This is a genomic window from Pseudomonas sp. UMAB-40, assembly GCF_900095275.1.
Lineage (GTDB): Bacteria > Pseudomonadota > Gammaproteobacteria > Pseudomonadales > Pseudomonadaceae > Aquipseudomonas > Aquipseudomonas mandelii_B.
In genome coordinates, this window is sequence record NZ_LT607562.1 from 199202 (window position 1) to 213123 (window position 13922).

Here is a 13922-nt window from a genome sequence, read left to right on the forward strand (position 1 = left end):
GAGAGCCGTATGAATTGGGATGACGCACGGGTGTTTCTGGCGGTGTGCCGAGCGTCGACGCTCCGGGGCGCGGCGCGGGTGCTGGGGGTTGATCAGGCCACGGTCGGCCGACGGATCGCGGCGCTGGAGAAGTCATTGAGTGCAACGCTGTTTCTGCGCACCTCTGAAGGCTATGCGCTGACAGCGCTGGGGGAGGCGGCGCTGACGGCCGTGGAAAAAATGGAGCATTCAGCGTTGGAACTGGAGCGCCGGATTCAAGGGCTCGACGATCGACTGACCGGGCTGGTGCGGGTCAGCACCACCGATTCCCTGGCCATCGATTTTCTGATCCCGGCCATAGCCCACTTGCATGAACAGCACCCCGACGTGCGCGTGCAACTGGACGCTTCCACGCAGATTCTCAGCCTGGCGAAACGCGAAGCCGACATCGCCGTGCGCAACACCCGGCCGGACAACCCGGACCTGATCGCCCGTCGCATCGCACGTTGGCCGGTGGGCTTGTTTGCTTCGCAGGATTACGTGGATGCCCATGGCGTGCCAGCGCCGGGCTCGGCGTTCGAGGGGCATGACCTGGTGGTGTATCAGCCGTATCTGCAAGGCAACAAAGACATGACCCTGGTCTCGGAACCGCTGGGGCGCGGGCGGATTGTGGCCAGTCTGAGTTCCAGTCTGCTGGTGCGCCGATCCATCGCGGCGGGGCTCGGGGTCGGGGAAATTCCGGTGTACATGGGGGAGAGGGACGGGCTGGTCAGGCTGTGGCCGGAGCGCACGCGACCGGTGCCCTATGACGTCTGGCTGGTGACCCACGCGGACTTGCGGCATACCGCCAGGGTTCGGGCGGTCATCGATGAAATTGTCGCGGTGTTTTCCGGTACCGGCGAATAAGTCGCCGCGAGTCGAAGAACCAACACAACCCCTGTGGCGAGGGAGCAAGCTCCCTCGCCACAGGGGTTGTGATCGGTTGGTAAAACCCTGAGGGCAAAGGCCCTCAGGTCAGTCACGGTCATGGCATTTCCGGCAGTTCCTGCGGGCGCAGGTCAAACACCAGCACTTCCGCATCCACGCCGTTGCTCAACGTCAGCACCTGTTCATCACGAACCCGCACGCCATCACCTTCTTGCAGCTGCATACCGTTGAGTTCGACGCTGCCACGGGCCACGTGGACATAGGCGTAGCGGTTGGCGGCCAGTTCCAGCGTGGCGCTTTCCTTGCCGTCGATCAGCGCGGCATACACCCGTGCATCCTGACGCACCTTCAGCGAACCCTTGGCCCCGTCGGGGGAGATGATCAGTTGCAGGCGCCCGCGTTTTTTCTGGGTGCTGAAGTGCTCTTGCTGATAACGCGGTTTGGCGCCGCTGACGTCCGGCACGATCCAGATTTGCAGGAAGTGCACCGGCCGCGTGGCCGAATGGTTGTACTCGCTGTGGGCCACGCCGCTGCCGGCGCTCATCAATTGCACGTCGCCGGGGCGGATCACCGAACCGGTGCCCAGGGTGTCCTTGTGTTCCAGCGCACCTTCGAGGACATAGGAGAAAATCTCCATGTCGCGGTGCGGGTGCTGGCCGAAGCCTTTACCGGCCGCCACACGGTCATCGTTGATCACCAGCAGGTCGGAAAAACCCTGCTCTTTCGGGTTGCGGTAATTGGCGAAGGAAAAGGTATGGAACGACTTCAACCAACCGTGATTGGCGGCGCCGCGATCCGAGGCTTTGCGAAGGGTCAGCATGATGAAATCTCCTGTGGGGACGTTGATTCGTCCGAGTGAGGAGAAGGTTAATGGTTACTGGCTGGTGCAATAAGTAGATGTAAATTGAAATACTGTCGCGTTCAGGTTGACAGTGATGAACTGGCAATGAGGTATTTCCTCCGACGCTGGCGCCGTACATTGGCCATAATGCACAGCACCTAATGCCGAACACGAAACCCCTGTGGGATCGGTGTTCAGCCAGTATTATTTTTTAATTCAGTGATTGTGAACCCATGAAAACCGTGGCTATGGTGTTGTTCCCGGACTTTCTGCTGCTCGACATGGCCGGGCCGATGGAGTGTTTTCCATCGCCAATCGATACCTGGCAGCGGATGACCGTTATGAGCTGTCGACCCTCGGAACAGAACATGGCGCGCTACGCGCTTCCAATGGCGTCAGCGTGCAGACCGATCTGCACATCGATCAGGCCGATCAAGCCTATGACCTGCTGCTGGTGCCGGGCGGCCCGGGCGCGTACAACGAAAAACATCCGCCGTTGCTGTGCTGGCTCAAAGACGCCGTCGATCGCGCCGGGCGCTACGGCTCGATCTGCACCGGTGCGTTCGTGTTGGGGCATGCCGGTCTGCTGGACGGCTATCGCGTCACCACGCACTGGCATTACACCGAGCGACTGATCAAAGGTTTCCCCAAGGCGACGGTGGAGACCGATCAGATTTACGTGCAAGACCGCAACCTCATCACCTCCGGCGGCGTCACCGCCGGCATCGACCTGGCCCTGTCGGTGGTCGCCGAAGACCACGGCAAGAAAGTCGCACAGGACGTGGCCAAGGTGTTGCTGGTGGTCATGAAGCGCCAGGGTGGGCAAGCGCAGTTCAGTCCGTTGATGGCCACTGTCGCGCCGCATGAAACACCGATCACCCGCGTGCAGAACCATGTGCTCGAACACCTCGACGAAGCCTTCAGCATCGAACGCATGGCCAGCCTGGCGAACATGAGCACGCGGCACTTCGCCCGGATGTTCGCCCGGGACGTGAACATGACGCCCATGGAGTTTCTGCAAAGTGCGCGCATCGATTGCGCGAGGAATCTGCTGGAAACCAGCGATCTGCCACTCAAGACCGTGGCCTTCAAAAGTGGCTTTGGCAGCGTGCGGCACATGCGCTTTCTGTTCGCTGAAAAGCTCGGTCTGACCCCGACGCAATACCGCGAACAGTTCAGCTAGAGCGTTCTTGGCCGTTGTGCGCACCGCAATGGCCGTGACGCTCCCCCCATGGCAGTTGTACCGTCACGGAGGCCTGCCAAGATAGCGGTGAACTCTTTGCAATGGAGGTGCGGGAGCCTGGAAGGTGGGTGCGACGGATATTTCTGCACTGTGAGCCGGGCCAGGTTTCAGCACGCAAACGTGCATGAACAGCCTCAGAGATTTAAACAGCGATACGGTGCTGCGGTTCGGCCCCTACGCCTTTCACCAGCGGCAACGGCTGATCCTGGACGGTGATCGGCCGCTGCGCATGGGCGGTCGGGCACTGGATATCCTCCAGGTGCTGGTCGAGCGCGCCGGCCATGTGGTCAGTAAGGACGAGTTGATTGCCCACGTCTGGCCGACGTCCGTGGTCGAAGAAATCAACCTGCGCGTGCACATTGCGGCGCTGCGTCGGGCCCTGGGCGACGGGCAGGATGGCCAGCGCTACATCGTCAACATTCCCCAGCGCGGCTACAGCTTTATTGCCCCGGTGGAGCGGGTGCCTGCGGGTACTTTGGTCTCGCTTGAGACTGCACAAAAACATCAACACAATTTGCCGGCACGGCTCACGCCTGTCACTGGCCGGGATTCGATAGTCGGCAGTCTGGTCCGGCAGTTGCCGGTGCGGCGTTTCATGACCCTGGTCGGTCCCGGCGGCATCGGCAAAACCACCGTGGCGCTGCGCGTGGCCGAACTGCTGTTGCAGCACTATGAAGATGGCGTGTGGCTGGTGGATTTCGCGGCGCTCGATGACCCCGCGCAAGTGGTCGACCATCTGACTCAAACCCTGGAACTGGAAGTCAGCACGACCCTGGACGTGTTGGCGAATCGGCATATGTTGTGGGTGCTCGACAACTGCGAACACCTATTGGAACGCTGCCGGACATTGGTCGACGATTTGCTGGCGTCGGCGCCTCGGCTGTCGATCCTCGTCACCAGTCGTGAACCGCTCATGGCGACGGGGGAAACGATTCAGCGCTTGCCGTCCCTGGCGGTGCCGCCCGCGTCGGCGTTGCACAGCGTGGCCGAGGCCATGGGCTACTCGGCGGTGCAGTTGTTCGTCAGTCGCGCCCGAGCCCTTCAACAAGGGTTTGCCCTGCGCGAACAGGATCTGAAGGCGGTGCGTGAAATCTGTCGGCGGCTCGACGGTTTGCCGCTGGCCATTGAACTGGCAGCGGCGCAGATCGACGCGCTAGCGCTGGTCGGTTTGCAGGCTCAACTGGATAACTGTTTTCAGTTGCTGACCCAGGGTCGGCGCACGGCCGTCCCCCGGCATCAGACCCTCAAGGCCGCGCTGGACTGGAGCTATGAACGGCTGAGCCCGTTGGAGCAAACCGTGTTGCAGCGCCTCTCGGTGTTCAAGATGTCCTTCACCCTCGACGCGGCGATTGGCGTGAGCAGTTGCGAGGTGCTCAAGCCCAATCAACTGGCGGCACTGGTGCAGCGGCTGGCCGCCAAGTCGTTGCTCTCGATGGATCAGGTCAACGGCACGACGCGTTATCGCTTGCTCAACACCACGCGCACCTATGCCCTGGAGAAACTCGAGCACAGCGGCCACCTGCGCACGTTCGAGCGGCGCTACTCGCATTACATCAGCCGTGCGCGCTGGATCTCAGGCGTGCAGTTGCCCATGGAGCTCGTCGAGTAGCCGCCGGACTTTGCTCAGGTCCGGCGTGGCAAAGCCTTCGGTGAACCGGTTGTAGATCGGCGCCAGCAGTTCGTGGGCTTGCCGGTACAAACCCTGGCGCTGCCACAGTTGCGCCAGTGAGGTGGCGCTGCGCAGTTCCCAGGCCAGGGCGCCCTGATGCCTGGCCACGTTCAACGCCCGAACCAATACCTCTTCCGCCACCGCGCTTGTGTTGGAGTGAGCTTGCTCGCGATAGCGTCCGCTCAAACAATCCACCTCTGGTGGATATTCCTCAGCCAGCAATGCATCAGCCCTGGCCCGCAATATCTCCGCCGTGCTCCATCCCGCCGCCCCCGTATCGGCCCGTTGCAACAAGGTTTCATCGACGAACGCGGTGTCCAGCGTGACCATGATTTCCTTGATCAGCCCGGCGCCCGATGGTGGCGTTGACGGTGCTTCAGCCTGGTCAATCACCTGCGCATAGTGTTGCGCCCACGAATAAAACAGCAGCACCGAATGTTTCTGCGCCTGCTCCAGCAGCAGCCGTAAAAGTTCGCGAGCGGTTTTACTGTCGCCGTTGTAGTGGGCGATCAGGCAGCCGGCCAGCGCCAGGGTGTAGCAAATGGAGGTGCCGTGGTTGATCTGGAGCGCGATGTCCAGTGCCTGACGGGCGGTGCGCCAGGCTTGTTCCGGTTGACCTTGCAGCCAGAGGATGCGCGCCAGAATCGTCAGGGCGGCCACGCTCTGATCGTATTGCACGCCGAAACCGTGGGTGAAACGGTTGAGGTGTCCGCTGTGGGCCATGCGCTGGATGACCTGTTCGGCATTCACCCGGGCCAGCTGCTGATTGCCGGCAAAGTGCAGGGCCAGGACGCGCAAGCGGTGCGTGCTCAGCGACAGCACGGGGTCACCCTGTGCGCCCAGGCGGTCGAACAGCTGGCTCTGCTCCAGCGCCATTTGGTAATGGCCGCAACTGAGGTTAACCGCCATGTGCCCCGACACCGCCCGCAGTTGACCGGCCACGTCGTTGTTGTGCCTGGCCAGGGCTCTGGCGCTGACGAACGCGGCGATGGTTTCGGCCGTGCCGCCCTGGGTGTGGTAGCAGGAACTGCCGAGGGCGAGCTTGAGGGCCATTTGCAGGTGAGGGCAGGGCGCGGGGGCCGCCTCAAGCAAGGCCAGCGCTTTGCGCACGTAAACCCCATGTTCCTTGAGCAGCGACAATTCCTGCCAGAGGGCCGTCGACGTCGCGGTCAAACGGATCGCCAATGCCTGCGGACCTTGGGCGTTAAAGCCCCAGTCGAGGGCCGAACGAATGTCATCCAGACTGCGGGCGTATCGCTCGATCCACAGGCCGGTGGAAATCAGCTCCCAGTCAGTTTGAGCCTGATGCATCAAGGCCAGGCAACGTTCAGCGTGGCGTTTTCGCGTGTCCGGCAGATCCGCGGTCTGGTCGAGTTTTTCCAGGGCGTAGCTGCGGGTGGTGTCGAGCAATCGGTAGAACACTTCTTCGTCGCCCACTTCCACGTTCAACAACGACTTGGCCACCAGTTGCGTGATCGAGCCGAACACCTCGCCGGGCTCGATGTGTTCGCCGACGATCACCGCCGCGGCCGACTCCAGCGTAAAACCGCCCCTGAACACGCCCAAGCGGCGCAGGCAGGTTTGCTCGCAGGCGTTCAGCAGTTCGAAACTCCAGTCGAGCGTGGCACGCAGGGTCTGGTGCCGGCCCAGTGCCGACGGACAGCCCTGGGTGAGCAGGCGAAAACTGCCTTGCAGCTGGGTCAGCAAACCGCTCAGGCCAAAGTGGCCGACTTGCGCCGCCGCCAGTTCAATGGCCAGCGGAATGCCGTCCAGACGGTGGCAGATTTCAATCAATAGCGGCAGCTCGTGGTCGCTGAGCTCGAAACTGTCATGGCTGGCCATGGCTCGCTCGACGAACAGTTGCAGCGCAGAAAAGGTCAGCGCTTGAGCGCGGTCCAGCACCGCGATGGGTGGTGGGCAATCAAGCGATTCCAGACGCTGGACGAACTCACCTTCGGCCCGCAGGCTTTCGCGGCTGGTGGCCAGGATGTGCACGTGCGGTGCGGCGCGCAGGATGCTTTCGCAGAGCAGCGCGACGGCGTCGATCAGGTGCTCGCAGTTGTCAATCACCAGCAGCATCCGCCGCTCGCGCAGGAACGCGGCAAGGCTGCTCATCGGTTCGGCGTCGTGCAGGGACAAATCCAGCAGCGTCGCCAGATGCGCGGTGATCAGCGACGGGTCGTTGATCGGCGCCAGGTCCAGCAGGCGAATGCCGTCCCGATAGCGACCGATCAACAGTTCGGCGACGCGCAGTGCCACGGTGGTCTTGCCGATGCCACCGGGGCCGACGAGGGTGATGAAGCGCTGGCGTGACAGCTGCGTGACGAGGTTTTCGACCAGCGATTGACGGCCGATCATGCGTGTCTGGCGGATCGGCAGGTTATGGGCGTTCGGCTCGAGGCTTTCGCTCCCGGGGTGTTGCTCGATGGGTTCGAGGGAGAATGGCGCGACAAAACTGTAGCCGCGCTGGGCGACGGTGACGATATAGCGCTGGCCGGCCTGGCCGTCGCCAAGGGCTTTGCGCAGCGCCGCCATGTGCACGCGCAGGTTGATGTCTTCGACGACGCTTTTGGGCCAGACCCCGGCGATCAGTTGCTGTTTGCTGACCACGTTTGGGGCGTGCTCCAGCAGGATCAGCAGAATATCCATGGCGCGCCGGCCCAGGCGCAGGGGCTGGTCGGCCTCCAGCACCAGGCGTTGTCCGGGATAGATCCGGTAGGGGCCGAAATGGATGGCCTGCTCGGGGGAAAGGGTCAACGTGTCGCTCCTGCTTGCAGCCGTCTGGTACGCGGTTTTCGAGCATATTCGTCAGGTTTTTCCGGCAACGCAACGAGGGTTCGAGTGACTGTCGGGTGTTCGCGGCGACTGCCCGTACCCGGCGCCACGGGCGGGTGCCCTGTTTATTGGGTACAACCGTAGCAAAGCAGGTGTTCAGGCTTTTGGCGCGCCAATGAAAATTAACAACGTTTAACTCGTCCTGCGTCTGGTCTACGCCCAAAACTCTGCTGCTTCAACACCCGCTGGTCTTGTAGGCGCGAGCCCGCTCGCGAAGGCGGCGGGTCAGCTTGCATCGATATTGAATGTGCCGCCGTCATCGCGAGCAAGCTCGCTCCCACAGGGAGCTTTGCAGGGCTGGCGGGTATGGGGGCTTGTTGCAAAGGGATTAACTTGTCATGAGGACACCGCAATGAGCAACGTGGTGGTGGTCTATCACAGTGGCTACGGGCACACCCGGGTCATGGCCGAAGCCGTGGCCCAAGGTGTGGAACGGCACGTGGGCAGCACCTGCCTGCTGCTTCCAGTCGATGAAGTGGACCAGCACTGGGACCGGTTGCACAGCGCCGACGCCATCATCTTCGGCGCGCCGACCTATATGGGCAGCGCGTCGGCACCGTTCAAAGGCTTCATGGAGTCCACGGCGGCGTTCTACCTCGCCCAGCCGTGGCGCGACAAACTCGCCGCCGGCTTCACCAATTCCGGCTGCCTGTGCGGCGACAAACTCAACACCTTGCTGCAGATGGCGGTGTTCGCCGCGCAGCATTCGATGATCTGGGTCGGCCTCGACCTGCTGCCGGCGCGCTCCAGCACCGGCGCCTTCGACGGGCAAATGAATCGCCTCGGCAGCTCGCTCGGCGCCATGGCCCAGTCGAATGTCGAACAGACCCCGGACCTCGCCCCACCTGCCGAAGATCGCTGCACCGCCGCGCACCTGGGCGAGCGGGTGGCGCGGCTGGCTGAACGAATGAACCCTTCACCGCTTTGATACACCCCCAACACTCGCAAAGGAGACATCGCATGAGTACGTTCACGACCCGAGACGGCACCGAGATCTACTACAAGGACTGGGGCACCGGCCAACCCATCGTCTTCAGCCACGGCTGGCCGTTGAACGCCGACAGCTGGGAATCGCAGATGATCTTCCTGGCCTCCAAAGGCTACCGGGTGATCGCCCACGACCGCCGTGGTCATGGCCGCTCCAGCCAGCCGTGGAGCGGCAACGACATGGACACCTACGCCGATGACCTGGCGCAGTTGATCGAGTTGCTCGACCTCAAAGACGCCGTGCTGTTCGGCTTCTCCACCGGCGGTGGCGAAGTGGCGCGCTACATCGGTCGCCACGGCACCGCTCGCGTGGCCAAGGCCGGGCTGATTTCCGCGGTGCCACCGCTGATGCTCAAGACCGAAGCCAACCCCGGTGGCCTGCCGATCGAAGTGTTCGACGGCATTCGTCAGGCGTCCCTGGCCGACCGTTCGCAACTGTACATCGACCTCGCCAGCGGGCCGTTCTTCGGCTTCAACAAACCAGGCGCCAAACCGTCCCAGGGCATGATCGACTGGTTCTGGATGCAAGGCATGCTAGCCGGCCACAAGAACGCCTATGACTGCATCAAGGCGTTCTCGGAAACCGACTTCACCGAAGACCTGAAGAAGTTCGACATCCCGACGCTGGTGGTGCACGGCGACGCGGACCAGGTGGTGCCGTTCGAAGCGGCAGGCATCGCCTCGGCAAAACTGGTGAAAGGTTCTACGCTGAAGATCTACCCCGGCGCCCCTCACGGCTTGACTGATACCCACAAGGATCAGCTCAACGCTGATCTGCTGGCGTTTCTCAAGGGTTGATGTGCCCCGGCGCGGGCGTAGATCCGCGCCGGTTTTCGCTCCTGATGAGAGCAGACAACCATCGAGATCACGTTCATGAAAAAGCTCACAAACGCCACCGGCGCGCCGGTGGTCGATAACCTCAATATCCAGACCGCCGGCCCTCGTGGACCGGCGCTCTTGCAAGACATCTGGCTGCTGGAAAAACTCGCCCATTTCGACCGCGAACTGATCCCCGAGCGCCGCATGCACGCCAAGGGCGCGGGCGCCTACGGCACGTTCACCGTCACCAATGACATTACTCGTTACACCAAAGCCAACATCTTCAGCTTAGTGGGCAAGGAAACGCCGTTGTTCGTGCGCTTTTCCTCGGTGGCCGGCGAACGCGGCGCAGCGGATGCCGAGCGCGACATCCGGGGCTTCGCGGTGAAGTTCTACACCGACGAAGGGAACTGGGACATTGTCGGCAACAACACGCCGGTGTTTTTCTTTCGCGACCCGCTGCGTTTCTCCGACCTCAACCACGTGGTCAAGCGCGACCCGCGCACCGGCTTGCGCAATGCCACCAGCAACTGGGACTTCTGGACCCTGCTGCCCGAGGCGTTGCACCAGGTGACCATCGTCATGAGCGATCGCGGGATTCCCACGAGTTTTCGTCACATGCACGGCTTCGGCAGCCACACCTTCAGCCTGATCAACCGTGACAACCAGCGGGTGTGGGTGAAGTTTCACTTTGTCTGCCAGCAAGGCATCGAAAACCTCTCGGACGCCGAGGCCGAAGCGGTGGTCGGCAAGGACCGCGAAAGCAATTTGCGCGACCTCTACGAAGTCATCGAGCAGGGCAATTTTCCGCGCTGGAAACTGTGCATCCAGGTGATGGAGGAGGCGCAGGCCAACACGTATCGGCATAACCCGTTCGACCTGACCAAAGTCTGGCCGCACGGCGAATTTCCGCTGATCGAAGTGGGCATCATGGAGCTCAACCGCAACGCCGAGAACCACTTCGCCGAAATCGAACAAGCGGCGTTCTCGCCGGCCAACGTGGTGCCGGGCGTGAGCTTCTCGCCGGACCGCATGCTTCAGGCGCGGCTGTTTTCCTATGGCGATGCCCAGCGCTATCGCCTGGGCGTGAACTTCAATCACATCCCGGTCAACGCACCGCGCTGCCCGGCCCACAGCTACCACCGCGACGGCGCCATGCGCACCGACGGCAACCTCGGCGGCACCGCCAGTTACTTCCCGAACAGCTTGGGCGAGTGGCAGGATTCACCGGAACTGGCCGAGCCGCCGCTGCCGCTGGAAGGCTTCGCGCAGCACTATGATCATCGGTTGGAAGAAGACCATTACGAGCAGCCGGGCAACCTGTTCCGCTTGCTCGACCCGGTGCGCAAACAGCTGCTGTTCGACAACACCGCACGGGCCATGAACGGCGTGCCGCAGGCGATTCGTCAGCGTCATATCGACAACTGCACCAAGGCTGATCCGGCGTATGGGTTTGGCGTGGCCGAGGCGTTGGAGCGCCTGACCCCGTTGGGCTGACGCAACCCGCTTAGCGGCGCAATGCTCTGTAGCCGCTGTCGAGCCTGCGTTGTGGCGAGGGGGCAAGCCCCCTCGCCACAATGCGGGATTTATTGCGCGTGAGTTTGAGCGGAGTAGGGCGGGCGTTGGGGCAGGGCGCGTACAGCACGGCAACGCCACGCAAACGGATTGATGCCTTCGCTGCGGGTGAAGATGTGGCAGAAATGCGCCTGATCGCAAAAGCCGCATTCGAGGCTGATTTGCGTCAGTGTCAGGTCGGTGCTCTGGATCAACTGCTTGGCCCGGGCGATCCGTTGATGGCGAATCCAGTCTTGCGGCGAGAGCCCGGTGCTGCACTTGAACGCGCGGGAGAAATGACTGCGCGACAGGGCGCAGGCGCGGGCCAGTTCGGTCACTTCAACGGTTTCACCAAGGCGTTCGAGGATCAGTTGCTTGACCAGGCTTTCGCGCCACGGGGTCAGGCCGCCGGTGGTTTTCTTGCGCGTTTCAGTGACAGTCGCGCGGGCGACGTTTTGCTGAGAATAGGCCATGACAAATGTCCGTGTCGGTGAGCTTCATTCTTGGGCGCGGGGCTCTGGCAGGCGAGTTAAACGTTGTTAATTCCGTCGGTTTACAGGAGGTGACAACGGCGCTAACTCAGCACATTGCTGCAATTTCCACAGGCACGATCCGTGCAAAATCGCCCTCATCCGACGGCGTTCACATCGCCGCTTTTCTGACTCGATCAAGGGTGAAGGCATGAAACATTCTCTGGTTTGCGCGCTGGGGCTCGCGGTTGCGCTGGCGTCCGGGATTGCCTTGGCGCAGGCACCGGCGCAGGTCGGCACACAAGTGCCGGGCTACTTCCGCCTGGCGGTGGGCGACTTTGAGGTGACGGCGTTGTTCGATGGCTACAACGACCTGTCGCCCAAACTGCTCAAGGGCCTGACCCAGAGTCAGATCCGCGCGCTGCTGGCCCGTCGTTCGATTGAAACACCAGGCGTGCAGACCGCGTTCAACGCGTTTCTGATCAACACCGGCAAGCAACTGATCCTGGTGGATACCGGCGCTGGCCAGTGCATCGGCGAAACGGCGGGTATGCTCTCGGACAACATGAAAGCCGCCGGTTATGAGCCCGCCCAAGTCGACACGATCCTGTTGACGCACCTGCACCTGGACCACGTCTGCGGGCTGGTCGACGGCCAGCAAAAGCCGGTTTTCGCCAACGCCACGGTCTTTGCGGCGAAGGCAGAGGCCGATTACTGGCTTGATCCACAAGCCCTGGCCAAGGCACCCGAGGGTGCCAGGCCGTATTTCAAAATTGCCCAGGACTCCACTGCGCCGTATGTGGCCGAAGGCCGTTTCAAAACCTTCGCTGCCAGGCAGTCTCCCGTGCCGGGGGTGGTCGATGCCGAGCTGGAAACCGGGCACACGCCGGGCAGCACCACGTACCGCTTCACCTCACAGGGGCAAAGCATTCTGTTCATGGGCGATCTGGTGCATAACCTCGCCGTGCAGTTCGAACACCCGGAAGTGTCGATCGGCTTTGACGTCAACAGCCAGCAGGCGATCAAGAGCCGCGCCAAAGTGTTTGCTGATGCGGCGGCGAGCAAGACCTGGGTGACGGCGGCGCACTTGCCATTCCCGGGCATCGGCCACATCGCAGCAGAGGGCAAGCACTTCCAGTGGGTGCCGGTCGAATACGGGCCTTATAAACGTGCGGCCAAAGTACCGCTGATCGAGTAAAGTCCCCGGCTGAACACACAAGGAAACCGTGCCTATGAACCGTAACGATCTGCGTCGCGTCGACATGAACCTGCTGGTGATTTTCGAAGCGTTGATGTTCGAAAAGAACCTGACCCGTGTGGCTGAAAAACTGTTCATGGGGCAACCGGCGGTGAGTGCGGCGCTGGGGCGGTTACGGGATCTGTTCGACGATCCGTTGTTGCTGCGCAATGGCCGCGGCATGGAGCCGACGGCGCGGGCGCTGGCAATTCTCAAGGAGTTGCAGCCAGCGATGGATGTGATTTCCGGGGCGGTCAGCCGGGCCAAGGAATTCGATCCGACGACCAGCAGCGATGTGTTCCGCATCGGGCTGTCGGACGATGCCGAGTTCGGTTTGTTTCCGCCGTTGTTGCGGCAATTGCAGGAAGAGGCGCCGGGGATCGTCGTGGTGGTGCGTCGCGCCAACTATTTGCTGATGCCGGCATTGTTGGCGTCGGGAGAAATTTCCGTGGGGGTGAGTTACACCACGGATTTACCGGCGAATGCCAAGTGCAAAAAGTTGCGGGACATCCCCTGCAAAGTGCTGCGCGGGGACAAGCGACCGGGGACGCTGACGCTCGACGAATACTGCGAACGACCGCATGCCATGGTGTCGTTCTCGGGTGATTTGAGCGGCAATATCGATCTGGATCTGGCCAAGGTTGGCCGCAGCCGTCGGGTGGTATTGGGCGTGCCGCAGTTCAGTGGGTTGCGGGCGTTGCTGGCCGGCACTGAAATGATTGCGACTGTGCCGGATTATGCTGCGTGTGCGTTGGTTGAGGGGTGTGCGTTGCGGGCGGAGGATCCGCCGTTTCCCATTGATGCGGCGCAGTTGTCGATGGCCTGGAGCGGGGTGCATGACAATGATCCGGCGGAGCGGTGGTTGCGGTCGCGGATCAGTGAGTTCATGTCGAGGCCTTTGCCGGTTTCTGCTTGAACGTGGCGGCCTTCGGGCCGACCAGGTTCTTGGCGGTTGTGTACATATCCATTTCTGCGGTAACGGCTGCTTATGGTTTCGCCCTTACGGCGACTCCCTTTGGCAAACGCCCCAAAGGAAGCAAAGGTCTTCGCCCCAACGTCCGGCCCCTCGCCTAGGCTCGGCGTACCCTCGCTCCGGCATTCATCTGGGGGCATCGCCTCCGGTCGGCTTCGCTTCGACCTCCTCTCGATGTGTGCGGCTTCGCCGCACGGCGCTACGCGCCCACCCCCCAGATGAACGCCTCCACTCGGCCTCCCGAAGGGGCGGGTAGATCAAGATCAAGAGCTGCAGGCGAGCTAACGCTCGGCCTGATGAGTGGTGAAGAGCGAAGCGGTGTACTCCGAACCCTTGTAGGAGCTGGCCTGCCAGCGATGGCGGCCTGACAGCCGACCAATATTTTGCT

The 13922-nt window shown here is 62.1% G+C and carries 10 protein-coding genes and 1 pseudogene; 8 read left to right on the forward strand and 3 right to left on the reverse strand.

Annotated elements, in window-relative coordinates; translation table 11 throughout:
* The first annotated feature begins 9 nt into the window (after positions 1 to 9).
* The gene (locus tag K0F88_RS18370) at positions 10 to 885 is read left to right on the forward strand and encodes a LysR family transcriptional regulator (RefSeq protein ID WP_094471686.1); all 876 of its coding nucleotides are present in this window, start codon (positions 10 to 12) and stop codon (positions 883 to 885) included.
* 118 nt (positions 886 to 1003) lie between these two features.
* Here the strand turns inward: K0F88_RS18370 and K0F88_RS18375 are convergent, their stop codons facing one another.
* Entirely contained in the window at positions 1004 to 1726 is a 723-nt protein-coding gene (locus tag K0F88_RS18375; RefSeq protein ID WP_219096005.1) for a pirin family protein, read from the reverse strand.
* Positions 1727 to 1980: 254 nt separating this feature from the next.
* On the opposite strand from K0F88_RS18375, the pseudogene K0F88_RS18380 reads away from it, so the two are divergent.
* Together K0F88_RS18380 and K0F88_RS18385 are read left to right on the forward strand one after the other, a co-directional pair.
* Positions 1981 to 2930 (forward strand): annotated as a pseudogene (locus tag K0F88_RS18380) (GlxA family transcriptional regulator).
* Between the two features lie 184 nt (positions 2931 to 3114).
* Entirely contained in the window at positions 3115 to 4599 is a 1485-nt protein-coding gene (locus tag K0F88_RS18385; protein WP_094471689.1) for a winged helix-turn-helix domain-containing protein, read from the forward strand.
* On the opposite strand, the gene K0F88_RS18390 is transcribed toward K0F88_RS18385, so the two are convergent.
* On the reverse strand, positions 4564 to 7416 hold the full coding sequence (locus K0F88_RS18390; protein WP_094471690.1) for a winged helix-turn-helix domain-containing protein: 2853 nt from the start codon (positions 7414 to 7416) through the stop codon (positions 4564 to 4566). The two genes, K0F88_RS18385 and K0F88_RS18390, sit on opposite strands and share 36 nt — an antisense overlap.
* A 430-nt stretch (positions 7417 to 7846) precedes the next feature.
* Here K0F88_RS18390 and K0F88_RS18395 point away from each other — a divergent pair, with 430 nt between their 5' ends.
* From K0F88_RS18395 to K0F88_RS18405, 3 genes are all read left to right on the forward strand, one after another.
* Positions 7847 to 8422, forward strand: a complete 576-nt coding sequence (locus K0F88_RS18395) for a flavodoxin family protein (RefSeq protein ID WP_094471691.1) — start codon at positions 7847 to 7849, stop codon at positions 8420 to 8422.
* 32 nt (positions 8423 to 8454) lie between these two features.
* Positions 8455 to 9279, forward strand: a complete 825-nt coding sequence (locus K0F88_RS18400; RefSeq protein WP_094471692.1) for an alpha/beta fold hydrolase — start codon at positions 8455 to 8457, stop codon at positions 9277 to 9279.
* Between the two features lie 75 nt (positions 9280 to 9354).
* Entirely contained in the window at positions 9355 to 10797 is a 1443-nt protein-coding gene (locus K0F88_RS18405) for a catalase (RefSeq protein ID WP_219096006.1), read from the forward strand.
* A gap of 89 nt (positions 10798 to 10886) precedes the next feature.
* Here the strand turns inward: K0F88_RS18405 and K0F88_RS18410 are convergent, their stop codons facing one another.
* Entirely contained in the window at positions 10887 to 11327 is a 441-nt protein-coding gene (locus tag K0F88_RS18410; protein ID WP_094471693.1) for a helix-turn-helix domain-containing protein, read from the reverse strand.
* A 208-nt stretch (positions 11328 to 11535) separates the two neighbouring features.
* Between K0F88_RS18410 and K0F88_RS18415 the strand changes: the two genes are divergently transcribed.
* The gene (locus tag K0F88_RS18415; RefSeq protein ID WP_219096007.1) at positions 11536 to 12522 is read left to right on the forward strand and encodes an MBL fold metallo-hydrolase; all 987 of its coding nucleotides are present in this window, start codon (positions 11536 to 11538) and stop codon (positions 12520 to 12522) included.
* A gap of 34 nt (positions 12523 to 12556) precedes the next feature.
* Complete coding sequence (locus K0F88_RS18420; RefSeq protein ID WP_094471694.1) at positions 12557 to 13477, forward strand: LysR family transcriptional regulator; 921 nt, start codon at positions 12557 to 12559, stop codon at positions 13475 to 13477.
* Positions 13478 to 13922: the final 445 nt, after the last annotated feature.